The sequence below is a fragment of the Pandoraea commovens genome (assembly GCF_902459615.1).
Taxonomy (GTDB): domain Bacteria; phylum Pseudomonadota; class Gammaproteobacteria; order Burkholderiales; family Burkholderiaceae; genus Pandoraea; species Pandoraea commovens.
The window spans coordinates 129,056-145,459 of record NZ_CABPSA010000010.1 but is presented as its reverse complement, the minus strand read 5'-3'; the positions used below and the strand labels follow the sequence as shown (position 1 = coordinate 145,459).

The window sequence follows — 16,404 nt, the reverse complement described above, 5'->3', positions numbered from 1 at the left end:
GCAGCAAATCGCCCCGAACTTACTGGCTGAACAGACGGCGCGTAACAGGCGAACCCGCCGGCAGACCGCGCGCTTCAAGGCGTTCGTACAACTTGAGCAACTGCTTGTCGACGTTTTGCAGCGCAGCATCCGAGAGCGGACGGCGCTGATCGTCCACCACGCGGCCACCGATGCGCTGTCCGATCGAGCGGGCGTAATCGCACATCAGACGGAACGGCAGGAGGTCTTCGTCGGCCACCGGTACGTCGAGCAACATGGTGATCAGGTCGCCGCCCTTGTACGTCAGGTCGTCGCGCAGGAAGTTGGTGTCGCCGAATTGCAGCATGAACACCGGGTTCTGACGCGAATCGAGTTTGACGAAACGCATGCCATCACGCGAGAGCAGCAATCCGTCCTGCGTAGCGACAGCCTGCACATAGTTGGCCGACCACGGCGCACCGTCCGACAGCACGTTGACCGACAACTGAGCGTCGCATTGCGCGGCAAAGCTGTCGAGTTCACGGCCACGGGCGACCGTTTCCATCATATCGGGCAATTCAGGCAAGGCATCGACGGCATCCGCCAGCGTCTGCACGAGATTCGAGAACTCGGAGAACTCGACTTCGTTGAGAGCGCCCGCGCGATTGGCCAGTTGCACGGCCATGCGCAGTTGGTGATATCGGCCGCCCGTGCGAATCGGCTCCCATGCGGAAGCCTCATCGACACGGCCTTCCACGTTCACGGGCTTGCTGCCCGCGCGACGCATGCGCACCGTCAGCGGCATCAGTCGTTCGGCAGCCACCATGTTCGCCAGCGGCAACTCGACGATGCAGTCGATGCGTTCGTCGATGATCGGCGGCGGACCGCTCGGTACCGCCGGACGCGCGGCTGCAACCGGTGCTTCAGGCGCGGCCGGTGCAGGCACCGCCACGTCGGTGGATGTCGGGGCCGCATCGGCTTGCAATGCTTGCGCTTCGGCATCGGGCGCCGCTGCGGCGTTAGCGGCAGCGCCCGCCGTGGCAGCGTCTACCGTGTCGTCGGCAGCCAGTTCGGCGTCGACGCGTGCGACTGCACTAGCCGCCGCCGCGTCCTGCGCATCGCGGCGTTGCGCCTCATCGGTGTCATGCGACTGGACCGGCGCCGGGTCGGCAACCACGTCCGACTCGCCACCTTCCGCAGCCCGCGCCGCTGCTTCCTGTGCGGCACGCTTGCGCGCTGCCGGCGGGGCGTCCCAGGCATCTTCGTTAATGGCAAAGGCATCTTGCACCGACGTGCCGGCCGTGGCCGGTCCTAGCGTCGGCTCGCGACGCTCACCCGACTGTGCGGGCACGCGCGGCGGCGACAGCGTCGGTTCGATGAACGGGCGGTCGTCGTCGGCATCGGGCGTGCCGGCGGTCGCGTCGATACCCGCACCGTCGACCGGCATGCGACGCGGTATGCGCGCGCGTGCCTTGCTGCCTTGCCAGGCGTTATAGGCCACCACTCCCAGCAGTACCACTACCCCTGCGGCAATCAAGCTCAGCTGCAGTTCATTCATGCGCGGCGTTCCTCTCTCTTCTCCATCGTAGGCGCGGGGTCAGGCGATCTCGGCCAGATTGATCGCAGACTCCATGTCCACCGCCACGATCCGCGACACCCCTTGTTCCTGCATGGTGACGCCGATGAGCTGATTGGCCATTTCCATCGCGATTTTGTTATGCGAAATAAATACGAATTGGGTACGGTCCGACATGCGCGCCACCATCTTGGCGTAGCGCTCGGTGTTGGCGTCGTCGAGCGGCGCGTCCACCTCGTCAAGCAAACAGAACGGCGCAGGATTGAGCTGGAACATCCCGAACACCAGCGCAATGGCCGTGAGCGCCTTCTCTCCCCCTGACAGCAGATGGATCGTGGAGTTCTTCTTGCCCGGCGGTTGCGCCATGACCTGCACGCCGGCGTCGAGAATTTCGTCACCGGTCATGATGAGTTTCGCCTGGCCGCCGCCGAACAGCATCGGGAACAGTTCGCCGAAATGCTTGTTCACTTCGTCGAACGTGCCTTGCAGCAGCACGCGCGTCTCTTCGTCGATCTTGCGGATGGCACCTTCGAGGGTCTCGATGGCGTCGTTCAGGTCCGCCGATTGCGCATCGAGGAAGACCTTGCGCTCGCGGGCCGTCTCCAATTCTTCGAGCGCGGCCATGTTGACCGGTCCGAGCGCGTTGATCGCGTTGTTGATACGCGTGACTTCGCCTTGCAGATACGACGGCTTCATGTCCGCCGTGAGCTTCGCGGAGAGCGCCTCTTCGTCCACTTCGGCCGTCGTCAGTTGCTCGACGAACTGCTCGCGATTCAGGCGCGCCGCCTGCTCCTTCAACTGCAATTCCGTAATGCGATCGCGCAGGGGCTGCAAACCGCGCTCTGCGGCCAGCCGCTCTTCGTCGCTTTGACGCAGCTTTTGCGTCAGTGCGTCGAGTTCGATGCGGGCGGCGCCCAGAATCTCTTCCTTCTCGGCACGCAGTTCGAGTGCGTCCTGCAAACCGTTTTCGGCCGTCTGCTCGGTGATCAGCGCGAGTTCTGCCTGCGCCTGCTCAATCGAGACAACGAGGCGCTCAGCCTGTTCGAGCGCCGTCTGAATGCTGCGGCGATGCTCGTCGATCTTGCTGGAGATGCCCTTCTGGCCATACGACGCTTCCTGCGCCAGACGTTCCAGTTCACGGGCGCGATTACGCGCATCGGACAACTGACTGTCGAGCGATTCGAATTCGAGCTGACCGTCTTCGAACGTGGCCTGCAACTCGGCCAGACGCGCGTCGCTTTGCTCGAAGTTCGCCTCCGATTCAGCGCGCATCGCCAGTTGCTCTTCGATCTGTGCGGCGATTTCACGCAGTTCTTCATCGATCTGCGTACTGCGGGCGTTGTAGCGCTCGTAAGCCTGCGTGAGCTTGAGCACGTCCATCTGCAAGGCGTGCACGCGTTGCGTGGCGCGCTCGGCGCGTCCGCGCACTTCGCTCAGCGACTGCGCTGCCTGGCTGTAAGCCGCCTCGGCACGCACGGCAGCCGACTTGGCTTCGTCGGAAAGCAATGCCTGCGCACGCAGTTGCTTGCCCAGGTTCTCGATTTCTTGCTGACGGGCGAGCAAACCGGCCTGCTCGGAGTCAGCCGCATAAAGCTGGACGCCGACGCGCGTGACCTGATGGCCTGCCTTGACGACAATCGACGCCCCCTCCGGCAACTGCGCGCGGGCCACCATCGCCTGCGCGAGATCGTCGGCAACGAAGACGTGGCCGAGCCATTCTTGGAGCACGGCGCGCAGGCCCGGATCGTCAATGCGCAGCAACGACAACAGCGGACGCAGCGACGCCGGGGCTTCCACCGGACGCGCGGCCGGCGGCGGCGAATAGAACGCCAGCTTGGCCGGCGGCGCATCGCTCGCAAAGGCCTTCACCCAATCGAGATTGCTGATTTCGAGCGCAGCGAGACGTTCGCGCAGCACCGATTCGAGCGCCGGCTCCCAGCCCGGCTCGATATGCAGCTTCTTCCACAGACGCGGCAATTGCGCCAGCTCGTGCTTGTCGAGCCACGGCTGCACCTTGCCTTCCGTCTGAACACTTTCCTGGAGTTGCTTGAGGGCCGTCAGACGTGCCTCAAGCTGGGCGATCGTCGCCGCTTCCGACTGCACGCGCGCCTGCGCTTCGGCACGCTCGGCTTCGAGTCGCGGCAGACGTTCTTCGGCGTCCGCCAGTTCGGCCTGCGCATCTTCGAGCATCGCCTGATGTTCGGCGAGGTCGCCGCGCTGCAGCTCAAGCTCGGCTTCGTCGGGCTTATCGAGCCCGCGCGCCTCACCCTGCAAACGCTCCTGACGCTGCTGCAACTGCTGCAGCGCCTGATCGGCATTGCGCTGATGCGCCGCTTCCAGTTTCAGATTCTGCTCGACCTGCGCGATCTCGCTGCGTTGCTCGTTGAGCAGGTTCTGCGCATCGCGCCAGCCGGATTCGAGCGCGGGCAGCGCCTCGTTCTGATCGGCGGCCTGGTCCTGTGCAGTCGCCGCGCGTTCCTCGGCGATGATGAGTTCTTCTTCGGCGAGCGCGAGTTCTTCTTCCGACTGCGCCGAACGGGCCTGCCACTGCTCGCGCTGCGAGGTCAGCGCCGCCAACTGCGCCTGCACGCGGTTGCGCGACTCGACCACGTAACGAATTTCGGCTTCCAGACGGCTGACTTCCGAGTTCGCCTCGTACATGGCGCTTTGCGCGGCCTGTACGGCGTCGGTGGCCGTGTAGTGCGCGGCGCGCAGCGTCTCGAGATCGGACTCGGAGCCGCGCAAACGCGACGTCTGCGCTTCCAGATCGACCTGCGCCGACTCGATGGCACGCTGCTGGCGTTCTTGCTCGTTCTGCGCTTCGTTCTTACGAAGCAGCCAGAGCAACTGCTGCTTTTCTTCGCCGTCGCGTTGCAAATCCTTGAATCGATTGGCGACGACCGCCTGCGATTCAAGCTTTTCGAGGTTGGTGCCGAGTTCGCGAAGAATGTCTTCCACGCGCGTCAGGTTTTCGCGCGTGTCCTGCAAACGGTTCTCGGTCTCGCGACGGCGTTCCTTGTACTTGGAGACGCCCGCGGCCTCTTCGAGAAACACGCGCAGCTCTTCCGGCTTCGCCTCGATGATTCGCGAAATCATCCCCTGGCCAATGATGGCGTAGGCGCGCGGCCCAAGGCCCGTGCCGAGGAAGATGTCCTGAATATCGCGGCGGCGTGCCGGCAGGTTATTGATGTAGTAACTGGAGGTGCCGTCGCGCGTGAGCACGCGCTTGACGGCGATTTCGGCGTACTGGCTCCACTGCCCGGCAGCGCGCCCGGCGCTGTTGTCGAACACCAGTTCGACGCTTGCGCGGCTCGCTTGCTTGCGGGCGGTCGATCCGTTGAAAATCACGTCCTGCATCGATTCGCCGCGCAGCTCGGAAGCGCGCGACTCGCCGAGCACCCAGCGCACGGCATCGATGATGTTGGATTTGCCGCACCCGTTCGGGCCGACGATCCCGACCAGCTGGCCGGGCACCGCGAAGTTCGTCGGGTCGACGAAAGATTTGAAGCCAGCGAGTTTGATGGAAGTCAGACGCACGGCAGGTTCGCTTTATCGGTCATTGAATGATAGGAAAGACGCAGACGCGCTAGCTGGTCCTGTCGGGCCTGCGCACGCTGGCGTGCACGGGCCACTTTTCTTGCTGCTGTCTTGCCGCATTTTTGCCGCTTTAGGCGTGCTTACGACGTTACAACGACGGTACGCATCATACCATCGCATCCCCCGCCGTCGCGGATTTACAACGTCGTGAATCGGGCAATATTCCGGACAGCACGCCCGCCGCCACAATGCACAGTCCACCGGCGATTTCCCGCACCCCCAGGCCTTCGCTGGCCAGCCACCAGGACGATATCGCCGCCACCACGATTTCGAAGAGCATGATGAGCGCCGCCTGATTGGCCGGCACCCGCGCCAGACCGAATTGCACGATGACGTTGGTCACGGCGATGGTGCAACCGAGCGCCAGCGCGACCGCAGCCGTCGCCGCACCGGACGTGAGCGCCGAGACCGCCGCCTGCCCTGCCTGTACCCCGCCGTCGAACGGCAAGACCAGCAAACCGCCCACGACGCAGCCCAAATAGAGCGTCCAGCTGCGCATTTCGGCAGGAACGTCGGGCAACGCCTGACTGACACGCCGCAACAGCACGTTATTGAGTGCAAATGCCGCCCCGGCGATAGCACCGGCCCATTCGCCCGGATTGTTCGGAACAGGCCAACCCAGCTCGGGCGACCAGAGCATCAGGCCCGCTCCGCCCAGCGCCAGCGCAATCAGTCCCACACCGCGCAGGCCGACCCGCTCGCCGAGCAACCAGTGGGCAAACAACGCCGTCCAGACCGGGGTGAGATAAAAGAGCAACAACACGCGCATGACGTGGCCGTGCGTGGTGCCCCACACGAAGGCGACGTTGGTCGTGCCTCCGGCGAATGCCACCCCGACAAGCAGCCACGACCAGCGCAGCGTGCCGAGCGAGCGTCGGTAGACGAGCGAGAGCAGCAGGATGGCCACGGTGGCCGTGCAGATCTGGGCGGGCACCGCTGCAACGCCCCACTGAGCCAGAACGCGGTACGGGAACCAGGCCAGCCCCCAGACGGACGATCCGATAAGAATGGCCAGGGCGGGCGCTGCCCGGGTGCCGAAGGAAGTGCTGGAGGCGCCGGATGCGGATTCCGGGCCGCCCGCGCCGTTACCGGCTACGGTCATACTCTTAACTCCTGAAAAACCTGAGATACTCCGCAGACTTGCCCCATTGGCGCCTCGGAATATGCTGAATTACGCGCTGGCCGCGCTTTGTGGGCGCCGTGACGGTATAATTTTCGCTTTGCCGATCTTGCCATTCTTGAACGCGTCCGGGAACCCCTTGGCGTGATGAAGCGGATAAGCGCCAGCCTATGCCCGGCCTGCGATCCGTCGAATCTGAGGTAGGAAAGGCAGGGTGGCGCGCAGCGCCCCGGTGCGTCCGCCGGTGCGCCACCTGTCTCGCCCAGCCGCCCTGTGCGTTCCCGGGTGGCCCGAATCCGCTCGACAACGCCTCGACTGGCGTTGCGAACCCTAGCCCTGAGTCTGTTTGAATCCAAGTGAACCCATTACTCGACAAGCTCCAGCCCTATCCCTTTGAACGCCTGAAGACACTGGTGGCGGATGTCACGCCCGCCAATACTTACAAGGCCATCAGCTTCGGCATCGGTGAGCCCAAGCATCCGACGCCGCAGTTCATCAAGGAAGCCCTGATCGAAGGGCTGGGCGGTCTCTCGAACTATCCGGCCACGGCCGGTGGCGAGCCGCTGCGGGCGGCCATCGCCCAGTGGCTGGAACGCCGTTACGCGCTGCCTAACGTGAACCCGGCCACCGAAGTGCTGCCGGTCACGGGCTCGCGCGAAGCGCTCTTCTCGTTCGCCCAGGCTGTTGTCGATGGCAGCAAGCCCGGCGCGCGCGTGCTGTGCCCGAATCCGTTCTATCAGATCTACGAAGGCGCGACGTTGCTCGCGGGCGCCACGCCCTATTACGCTGACAGCGATCCGGAACGCAACTTCGCCCCCAACTACGATGCCGTGCCGGCCGACGTCTGGCGCGACGTTCAGCTCGTCTACCTTTGCTCGCCGGGCAACCCGACCGGGGCCGTGTTGAGTCTGGCCGACTGGAAGCGTTTGTTCGAGTTGTCGGACGAATACGGCTTCGTGATCGCGTCCGACGAGTGCTACTCCGAGATTTACTTCGACGAAGAACGCGCGCCGCTGGGCGGTCTGGCTGCCGCCCATCAGTTGGGCCGTGGCTTCGAGCGTCTGGTGGTCTTCTCTAGCCTCTCGAAGCGCTCGAACGTACCGGGCATGCGCTCGGGCTTCGTGGCGGGCGACGCCGCCATCCTTAAGAAATTCCTGCTGTACCGCACCTACCACGGCTGCGCCATGAGCCCGGCCGTGCAGGCCGCGAGCATCGCCGCATGGAACGACGAGGCCCACGTGCGCCTGAACCGCAGCAAGTACCTGAAGAAATTCCAGACGGTCACGCCGATGCTCGCCGAAGTGCTCGACGTACGCCTGCCCGACGCCGGTTTCTATCTGTGGGCCAAGGTCGACACGAAAACCGGCCTGTCGGACACGGAATTCACGCGCCAGTTGCTGGCGCAATACAATGTGGCCGTCCTGCCCGGATCCTATCTGGGACGCGCGGCGCACGGCGCCAATCCGGCGGAGAACTATGTCCGTATCGCCCTCGTGGCCGATGTGGACGAATGCACCGAAGGCGCCCAGCGCATCGTGCAGTTCTGCCAATCCCTTTAATTCCAACTGCAACTGATTCTCGCCATGTCGCAACAACTGCAAACCATCATCGACCAAGCCTGGGAAAACCGTGCCGAGATTTCGGCCAAGGCCGCGCCCGCCGACGTGCGTGAAGCCGTCTCCCACGTCATCGCCGAACTGGACAAGGGCGCGCTGCGCGTCGCCCAGAAGCAAGACGGTCAATGGATCGTCAACCAGTGGATCAAGAAGGCCGTGCTGCTGTCGTTCCGCCTGGAGGACAACGCCGTAATGCCCGCCGGCGGCTTCAGCCAGTTCTACGACAAGGTGCCGAGCAAGTTCGCCGACTACACCGCAGAAGATTTCGCACGTGGCGGCTTCCGCGTCGTGCCGCCGGCCGTCGCTCGCCGTGGTTCGTTCATCGGCAAGAACGTCGTGCTGATGCCGTCGTACACCAACATCGGCGCATACGTCGACGAAGGCACGATGGTCGACACGTGGGCCACCGTCGGCTCGTGCGCCCAGATCGGCAAGAACGTCCACCTGTCGGGCGGTGTCGGCATCGGCGGCGTGCTCGAGCCGCTGCAAGCCAACCCGGTCATCATCGAAGACAACTGCTTCATCGGTGCCCGCTCGGAAGTCGTGGAAGGCGTGATCGTCGAAGAGAACTCGGTGATCTCGATGGGCGTGTATCTGGGTCAGTCGACCAAGATCTACGACCGCGAAACGGGTGAAGTCCATTACGGCCGCGTGCCGGCCGGTTCGGTCGTCGTGCCGGGCAACCTGCCCTCGAAGGACGGCAAGTACAGCCTGTATTGCGCCGTGATCGTGAAGAAGGTCGACGCACAAACGCGCGCCAAGACGGCCATCAACGACCTGCTGCGCGGCGAGTAATTCCGCGCAAGCGCCAAGGAGCCAAAGAGCCAGCGTCGCAGCAGGTGCTGCGACGCTGGCTTTGACCTTCGCGCGATGATGTTCGCATCGACGTTGTTGTGCCTATTGTTTTGCAATCGCCATCTCAGGAGTACCGGCAATGACCGCTGTGCTGTACGGCATTCCCAACTGCGATACCGTGAAGAAGGCGCGCACGTGGCTCGACGAGCACGACGTGGCGTATGACTTCCACGACTTCAAGAAGGCGGGCGTGAACGACGCACTGCTGGGCACGTGGCTCGCACAAGTGCCGCTGTCCACGCTACTCAACCGCAAGGGCACGACGTGGCGCAAGCTCACGCCGGAGCAACAGGCGGCCGCCACCGACGAGTCCGTCGCCCGCACCCTGATGATCGAAAATCCCTCGCTCATCAAGCGCCCCGTGCTGGTGGCCGACGGCAAGGTTTCCGTGGGCTTCACGCCCGACAGTTACGCCTCACGATTCTGATTTCATGACTTCCTCCCAAGGCGCCACGCTGGCGCTTACCGAGCAACTGATCGCCCGTCATTCGGTGACGCCCGAAGACCGCGACTGCCAGGCTATTCTGGCGCGCCGCCTCTCGGCTATCGGCTTTGCCTGCGAAACCATCGCCTCGAACGGCGTGACCAACCTGTGGGCGGTCAAACGCGGCACGCGCGGCACCGACGGCAAGCTGCTCGTCTTTGCGGGCCACACCGACGTTGTGCCCACCGGCCCGGTCGAGCAGTGGCATTCCGATCCGTTTGCGCCCACGCATCGTGACGGCATGCTTTACGGTCGCGGCGCGGCCGATATGAAGACGTCGCTGGCCGCGTTCGTCGTCGCCTCGGAGGAATTCGTCGCGCAGCACCCCGATCACGCCGGCGCTATCGGCTTCCTGCTCACGAGCGACGAGGAAGGCCCCGCCACCGACGGCACGGTGAAAGTTGTCGAAGCCCTGACGGCACGTGGCGAGCGTCTGGATTACTGCGTGGTCGGTGAACCGACGTCCAGCCAGCGCCTCGGCGACATGGTGAAGAACGGCCGTCGCGGCTCGATGTCCGGCAAGCTCGTCGTCAAAGGCGTGCAAGGCCACATCGCTTACCCGCATCTCGCCAAGAACCCCACGCATTTGTTTGCCCCGGCGCTCGCCGAGTTGACGCAGACCGTGTGGGACAACGGCAACGAATACTTCCCGCCCACGACGTGGCAGATCTCGAACATTCACGCAGGCACCGGCGCGACCAACGTCATTCCGGGCGAACTGACGGTGATGTTCAACTTCCGCTTCTCGACCGCCAGCACGTCCGATGGCCTTCAGCAGCGCGTGCATGAGTTGCTTGACCGCCACGGCCTGACCTACACGCTCGACTGGTCGATCAGCGGTCAGCCGTTCCTCACACCGCGTGGCGATCTGTCGGACGCGCTGTCGAGTGCCATCCGTGAAGAGACCGGCCTCGAGACGGAACTGTCGACCACGGGCGGCACGTCCGACGGTCGCTTCATTGCACGCATCTGCCCGCAAGTCATCGAATTCGGGCCGTGCAATGCCAGCATCCACAAGATCGACGAGCACATCGCGGTTGCCGACATCGAACCGCTGAAGAACGTCTATCGCGGCGTGTTGAAGCGTCTGGTGGCATAAGACAAGACACACGAGGCGAATCCATCATGACGACTCAGAAGACCCACCCATTCCAGACGTTGCGCGATCTGCTGCGCTACGCGGTCTCGCGCTTCACCGAGGCCGAGCTGGCCTTCGGACACGGCACCGCCACAGCGTACGACGAAGCGGCGTACCTGCTCCTGCACACGCTGCACCTACCCATCGACACGCTCGATCCGTTCCTCGACGCCCGCTTGCTGCCAGAAGAAACCGAGCGAGCGCTGTCGGTCATCAACCGTCGCGCGGGCGAGCGCGTTCCCGCGTCGTACATCACGAACGAAGCGTGGATGCACGGCCATCGGTTCTATGTGGACGAACGGGTCATCGTGCCGCGCTCGTTCATCGGTGAATTGCTGGAAGACGCATTGCAGCCGTGGGTCAATCACCCCGACGACGTCGCCGACGTGCTCGAACTGTGCACCGGCTCCGGATGCCTGGCGATCCTCGCGGCCGAGACGTTCCCGGCCGCGCAGATCGACGCCGTCGATATTTCGCACGATGCGCTGGATGTGGCGAAGATCAACGTGGCCGACTATGGTCTCGACGACCGCGTCGCGCTGCATCTGGGCGACCTGTACGCCCCGCTGCCGGGCGGCAAGCGCTACGAAGTCATCATCACCAACCCGCCTTACGTCAACGAAGGCTCGATGCAGGCGCTGCCAGCGGAGTATCGCCACGAGCCGCGCCTGGCGCTCGCCGGTGGCGACGATGGCATGGACATCGTGCGACGGATCATCGCAGGGGCACGTGAACGCCTGACGGACGATGGTGTGCTGGTCGTGGAAATCGGTAACGAGCGTCACTTTGTCGAAGCGGCGTTCCCTGAATTGCCGATCACGTGGCTGGCCACCAGCGCCGGTGACGACATGGTCTTCCTGGTGCAAGCAGCGGATCTGCCGTAACGTCCATAACACCCTTAACGCTACGGCTACGTTTTGCCTCACGGGCTCGCGTGCCCTGACGTCAATGCCGATATTGTCGTCAGCGCCGCGAGCCCTCGCCTAAGTTGACGCACCCCGGTTACACTCAGGGTCCCGAGTCTGCGCGACTCACGGCATGGAGGTATTTGAACCGTCATGGTGCTCAACTGGCTCGACGTCGGCTTTGCCGTCGCCTGTCTCCATGCACTGGGGATCGCCGCCGCGATCCATGCCGTTCTGACGGTGCGCACTTCGCAAGGCGCCGTCGCCTGGGCCGTCTCGCTCGTGACGATGCCCTATCTCACGCTCATCCCCTATCTCTTTCTCGGACGCTCGAAGTTCATCGGCTACGTAGAAGCACGCCGCGCGCGCAATGAAGTGCTGCAATCCCGAATGGGTGAGACGCAGTGGAGCGGCGAGCCGCCTGTCGCGATGGAAGCGCACCCGGAGTTTGCTGCGCTCACGGCCATGACGGGGATGTCGTTCGTGGCAGGCAATCGCGTCCGGTTGCTCGTCAACGGACGGGCCACGTTCGACGCCATCTTCGCCGCGATCGACCGCGCACGCGATTACGTCATTGTTCAGTTCTTCATCATCAAGGACGACGCGCTCGGGCGCGCCCTGTCCGCTCACCTGCTGGCGCGTGCCGCCACGGGCGTGAAGGTCTACCTCCTCTACGACAGCATCGGCAGCCACGACCTGCCGCGCAGCTATTGCCAAAAGCTGCGCGAGGGGGGCGTGCAGGTGCATGAGTTCGCAGCAAAGAAACGCGGCATCTTCGTCAATCGTTTTCAACTGAATTTCCGCAATCACCGCAAGATCGTGGTGATCGACGGCAACGAAGCTTTCATCGGGGGGCACAATGTCGGGGTGGAATACCTCGGCGAGAAGCCGCCGCTCGCGCCGTGGCGTGACACGCATATTTCCGTGCGCGGACCGGCGGTGGTGGGTATTCAGCGCGCCTTTGCCGAGGACTGGCACTGGTCTACGGGCATGGTGCCGGAGCTCAATCGTCAACCCGTTGCGTCCGGCGAAGACATGCACTGTCAGGTGGTGCCGAGCGGCCCGGCGGATCGTCTGGAAACGTCCTCGCTCTTCTTCGTGACGGCGATCAATGCCGCGCAAAAGCGTATTTGGCTCACCACGCCCTACTTCGTCCCTGACGAGGCCGTATTCGCCGCGCTGCGCCTTGCGGTACTGCGCGGTGTCGATGTGCGCTTACTGATTCCGGACCGGGCGGACCATTATGTGGTGTTCGAGGCGACGACTTCGTATGCCTACGAGGCAGCGCGCAGTGGCATCAACGTCTATCGCTATCACCACGGCTTTATCCATCAGAAGGTCGTGCTGATCGACGACAACGCGGCGGCGGTCGGCAGCGCCAACCTTGACAACCGATCGTTCCGCCTGAACTTCGAGCTCATGCTACTCACAGTGGACCGCGGTTTCGCCGACGACGTCGCCTTCATGCTCACGCATGACTTCGAGCACGCCGAGCTCCTGAACAAAGACGACTTCCGGAAGATTCCGAGATGGCGTCAGATCGTGATGCGCGTTGCAAGGTTGTTTGCGCCGATTCTCTAGGCGGCCGGAGGGCCCGCCCCCTTACCCCGCCGTCGAGGTCGAAGCCCGTTATAGCCGCCCCAGAGCGCAAAACTGCGGAAGGATCCACGCTAGCCATAGCACCCGACGCACGGCACTGTAAAATGTGCGCTTTCGCCGTGCGCGTGCGCTGGCCTCGTTCCATTACGTTTTTCGTCTGCCCCCAATTCCCCTTTCGCTGTGATCCGATTCGAACACCTCAGCCTCGCCCGCGGCACCAAGTCGCTCTTCGAAGACACCTCCGTCACGCTGAACCCCGGCGAGCGTGTCGGCCTCGTCGGCGCGAATGGCGCAGGCAAATCCACGCTCTTCGCGCTGTTGCGCGGCCAGTTGCACGCTGATAGCGGCGACGCCTTCGTGCCCAGCAGCTGGCGCGTCGCGCACGTCATGCAGGAGACGCCTGCCGTCGATCGCACAGCGCTCGATTACGTGCTCGATGGCGACACCCGGTTGAGAGAGATCGAAGCGAAGCTCGCCGCCGCCGAAGCCGCCCACGATGGGCACGCTCAAGGCGAAGCGCACGCAGCTTTTGCCGACGCCGACGGCTACACCGCCCCCGCACGCGGCGAGGCCTTGCTCCTCGGCCTCGGCTTCACGCTCGCGCAAACGCAGTTGCCGGTGGCCAGCTTCTCCGGCGGTTGGCGCATGCGCCTGAATCTGGCGCAGGCGCTGATGTGCCCGTCCGATCTGCTGCTGCTCGACGAACCGACCAACCACCTGGATCTGGACGCTATCGTCTGGCTCGAAGACTGGCTCAAGCGCTACGCAGGCACGCTGATCGTGATTTCCCACGATCGCGAATTTCTGGACGAGGTCTGTAACGTCACCCTGCATCTCGAGAACCAGCAGATCAAGCGCTACGGCGGCAACTACAGCCAATTCGAGATCACGCGCGGCCAGCAACTGGCGCTGCAACAGAACGCCTTCGATAAGCAGCAAAAGACGATTGCTCACCTCGAATCGTTCATCACGCGCTTCAAAGCCAAGGCGACCAAGGCACGTCAGGCGCAGAGTCGCATGAAGGCGCTCGAAAAGATGGAGCGCATCGCGCCCGCACACGTCGCGTCGCCGTTCACGTTCGAATTCCGGCCGGCCGACAGCGCCCCGAACCCGATGCTCGTGCTCGAAGGCGTTCGCTGCGGCTATCACCTCGATGATGGCGGCGAAAAGGTGATCCTGCCGTATGTGACGATGTCTGTGCAGAACGAGCAACGCATCGGCCTGCTCGGCGCGAACGGGCAAGGGAAATCGACACTCATCAAGACGCTTGCCGGTACGCTTGCAGCACTTGCCGGAGACGTGAAGACCGGCAAGGGATTACAGATCGGCTACTTCGCGCAACATCAGGTCGAAACCTTGCGTCACGATGATTCGCCGTTGCAGCACCTGCAGCGTCTCGCGCCTGACACGCGCGAGCAGGAATTGCGCGACTTCCTCGGCGGATTCAACTTCCGGGGCGATATGGCGACGTCATCCATCGCGCCCTTCTCCGGCGGCGAAAAGGCGCGTCTGGCGCTCGCGCTGATCATCTGGCAAAAGCCTAACCTTCTGCTGCTCGACGAACCGACCAACCACCTGGATCTGGAAACGCGCCACGCGCTGACGATGGCGCTCGCACAGTTCGACGGCACGTTGATTCTCGTCTCGCACGACCGGCACTTGCTGCGTGCGACGACCGATCAGTTCCTGCTCGTCGCCGGTGGCGAAGTGAAGCCGTTCGACGGCGATCTCGACGATTACCGCGACTGGCTGCTGCAACACGCGGCCGATCAGCGCGCCGCCGCACGCGAAGCCAGCGGTGGCTCCGGCGATAGCGCGAGTGGCGACGATAGCGTCAATCGCCGCGATCAGAAGCGCGCCGAGGCGCAGGAACGCCAGCGTCTGTCGCAACTGCGCAAGCCGCTCCAGCGCAAGATCGAAAAACTGGAAGCGTCGATGAGCCAACTCTCGGACGAGAAGGCCCGGCTCGATGCCATCCTCGCGGACAGTGCCACGTACGAAGAAGCGAAGAAATCGCTCTTGACGGACAGCCTCAAGCAGCAGGCCGACGTAACCGCCAGGCTCGCCGACGTGGAAGCCGAATGGCTCGAAGCGCAGGAAGCCATGGAGCAGATCGTCTAGTGGACACAATCAACCACCGATGACCAGAACCCTGTTCGACTTCGACTACCACGTGATGCCCGGCGACGTGTTGCTGCTTCGTAGTTCGGGTTTCAAAGCCACGGCAAATCGCGTCGCGCAACGAACGTTAAGACCTCGAAAAGCGGCGAATTTCACGCATGTGGCGTTGGTCATCAGTCAGACCCACATTGCCGATGCCATGCCCGGCGCCGGCGTGCGCGTTCGCCCGTGGACCGACATTGCCGCAGGTTATGCGCACGAGGAATGTGTCGTCGCACGACACAAGGGCCTCGCGACACTGCTGTACGATCCGGCTCCGCTGCTCAAGAGCGTTCAATACTATTACGCCCAACGATACGCGCTGCAATCGCTCTCGAAGACCGAAGCAGCGCATGACGCAGGCATCGTCTGCTCGCAATTTGTCGCGCTCGTTCTCCAAAGAATGGGGGTACCCGCACCAGCAATCTTGGCGATGCGCTCACTCCCTTCCGACATTGACGCGATGACAGCGAATCAGGGCGGCTGGCGACAATTTCCGTACACCTCCTACGGACTGCACACCGGTTCGATCCGCCCTGCCGCTGGCGACGACTACTGGGACATACTGGAAGCACACTTGCACAAGTGCATCGACGTGAATGGCTTCGATCTGAACGAAATGTCGAAATCGCACATGGGAAAGTGCATGGACACTCTTGTCGAATCAATGGTTGCAACAGAGGAAGTCCTTAGAAAACTCGCCCAGACGGACCGCACGATACTCAAGCTCGCCAAAGCGGTGCTGAATGTAACCCGTCCTCTGAGCGATGCAGAACAGGCGGACCTGTCGGAACTCGCGGACGAGATGCGTTTTCTGACCACAGTCTCGATGGAAGACCTACTCGATGAATGGCGCCGTCTGTACGTGGAGCGCCCGACGGCGACACCCAAAGTACTCGCCGACGCCGACGCGCCACTACGGCTTGCCGATCATCAGGCGATTTTCCGAACGACGATCTCGCACCTGAAGGAACTGGCGAGTGTGAGGAATCGGGAAGCCGAAGCGTTCGAGACCCGCTTCGCGTCACTCGCCGACCTGATCGGGCAAAATGCCCCCGTCGGAAAAACGCTGATTTCCCAGATGCATGCCCTCGGTACACAGTTGCTGAACGATGCGATCTGGTTGACCGCTAGCACCGATGCCCGCATACCGGAACGAAGCGTGACCTATCAATCGCTTCAGCGCGGCGGCATGAACTCCAACGAGCAGGCAGCACAGCTCGTGGAGCTGATCGAGCTCGATTTGATGCGCTTGAAGTGGGTGAGCGAGTTCGAACCCGCCCTGAAGGCACAGACGGAGGCGCTTGCCTCCGCCAGCGCGGCACTCGGCGGCAGTTGATACCACGAGGCCGCTCGCTTCGGCACGCGATGTGCCGAGGCGTCGTTCGACACTAAG

At 63.3% G+C, this 16,404-nt stretch carries 11 protein-coding genes; 8 read left to right on the top strand and 3 right to left on the bottom strand.

Annotated elements, in window-relative coordinates:
- Positions 1-19 precede the first annotated feature (19 nt).
- The 3 genes from PCO31010_RS23590 to PCO31010_RS23580 form a co-directional block, all read right to left on the bottom strand.
- Positions 20-1,516, bottom strand: coding sequence for a cell division protein ZipA C-terminal FtsZ-binding domain-containing protein (locus PCO31010_RS23590; RefSeq protein WP_150666395.1), 1,497 nt, complete (start codon positions 1,514-1,516; stop codon positions 20-22).
- Between the two features lie 39 nt (positions 1,517-1,555).
- Complete coding sequence (gene smc / locus PCO31010_RS23585; RefSeq protein ID WP_150666394.1) at positions 1,556-5,071, bottom strand: chromosome segregation protein SMC; 3,516 nt, start codon at positions 5,069-5,071, stop codon at positions 1,556-1,558.
- A gap of 166 nt (positions 5,072-5,237) precedes the next feature.
- Positions 5,238-6,233, bottom strand: a complete 996-nt coding sequence (locus PCO31010_RS23580; protein ID WP_150666393.1) for a DMT family transporter — start codon at positions 6,231-6,233, stop codon at positions 5,238-5,240.
- A 374-nt stretch (positions 6,234-6,607) separates the two neighbouring features.
- Between PCO31010_RS23580 and dapC the strand changes: the two genes are divergently transcribed.
- From dapC to PCO31010_RS23540, 8 genes are all read left to right on the top strand, one after another.
- Positions 6,608-7,810 (top strand): succinyldiaminopimelate transaminase, encoded by a 1,203-nt coding sequence (gene dapC / locus PCO31010_RS23575; protein WP_150666392.1) that lies wholly within the window; start codon positions 6,608-6,610, stop codon positions 7,808-7,810.
- A 24-nt stretch (positions 7,811-7,834) separates the two neighbouring features.
- The gene (gene dapD, locus PCO31010_RS23570; protein WP_150577870.1) at positions 7,835-8,662 is read left to right on the top strand and encodes a 2,3,4,5-tetrahydropyridine-2,6-dicarboxylate N-succinyltransferase; all 828 of its coding nucleotides are present in this window, start codon (positions 7,835-7,837) and stop codon (positions 8,660-8,662) included.
- Between the two features lie 139 nt (positions 8,663-8,801).
- Complete coding sequence (locus tag PCO31010_RS23565) at positions 8,802-9,149, top strand: ArsC family reductase (RefSeq protein WP_150666391.1); 348 nt, start codon at positions 8,802-8,804, stop codon at positions 9,147-9,149.
- Positions 9,150-9,153: 4 nt separating this feature from the next.
- Positions 9,154-10,305: a succinyl-diaminopimelate desuccinylase gene (gene dapE, locus PCO31010_RS23560; protein WP_150577868.1), complete on the top strand. Its 1,152-nt coding sequence runs from the start codon at positions 9,154-9,156 to the stop codon at positions 10,303-10,305.
- A 26-nt stretch (positions 10,306-10,331) separates the two neighbouring features.
- Positions 10,332-11,228, top strand: a complete 897-nt coding sequence (gene prmB, locus PCO31010_RS23555; RefSeq protein WP_150666390.1) for a 50S ribosomal protein L3 N(5)-glutamine methyltransferase — start codon at positions 10,332-10,334, stop codon at positions 11,226-11,228.
- A gap of 174 nt (positions 11,229-11,402) precedes the next feature.
- Positions 11,403-12,830, top strand: coding sequence for a cardiolipin synthase (cls, locus tag PCO31010_RS23550; RefSeq protein ID WP_150666389.1), 1,428 nt, complete (start codon positions 11,403-11,405; stop codon positions 12,828-12,830).
- 198 nt (positions 12,831-13,028) lie between these two features.
- Positions 13,029-14,969 (top strand): ATP-binding cassette domain-containing protein, encoded by a 1,941-nt coding sequence (locus PCO31010_RS23545; protein WP_150666388.1) that lies wholly within the window; start codon positions 13,029-13,031, stop codon positions 14,967-14,969.
- A 19-nt stretch (positions 14,970-14,988) separates the two neighbouring features.
- Positions 14,989-16,347, top strand: a complete 1,359-nt coding sequence (locus PCO31010_RS23540) for a hypothetical protein (RefSeq protein WP_150666387.1) — start codon at positions 14,989-14,991, stop codon at positions 16,345-16,347.
- Positions 16,348-16,404 lie beyond the last annotated feature (57 nt).

What these genes read in the sequence shown, in the direction of transcription:
- PCO31010_RS23590 (WP_150666395.1), bottom strand. Translation starts at nt 1,516, where the DNA reads ATGAATGAACTGCAGCTGAGCTTGATTGCCGCAGGGGTAGTGGTACTG.
- PCO31010_RS23565 (WP_150666391.1), top strand. Translation starts at nt 8,802, where the DNA reads ATGACCGCTGTGCTGTACGGCATTCCCAACTGCGATACCGTGAAGAAG.
- dapD (WP_150577870.1), top strand. Translation starts at nt 7,835, where the DNA reads ATGTCGCAACAACTGCAAACCATCATCGACCAAGCCTGGGAAAACCGT.
- PCO31010_RS23580 (WP_150666393.1), bottom strand. Translation starts at nt 6,233, where the DNA reads ATGACCGTAGCCGGTAACGGCGCGGGCGGCCCGGAATCCGCATCCGGC.
- cls (WP_150666389.1), top strand. Translation starts at nt 11,403, where the DNA reads ATGGTGCTCAACTGGCTCGACGTCGGCTTTGCCGTCGCCTGTCTCCAT.
- prmB (WP_150666390.1), top strand. Translation starts at nt 10,332, where the DNA reads ATGACGACTCAGAAGACCCACCCATTCCAGACGTTGCGCGATCTGCTG.
- dapE (WP_150577868.1), top strand. Translation starts at nt 9,154, where the DNA reads ATGACTTCCTCCCAAGGCGCCACGCTGGCGCTTACCGAGCAACTGATC.
- PCO31010_RS23540 (WP_150666387.1), top strand. Translation starts at nt 14,989, where the DNA reads ATGACCAGAACCCTGTTCGACTTCGACTACCACGTGATGCCCGGCGAC.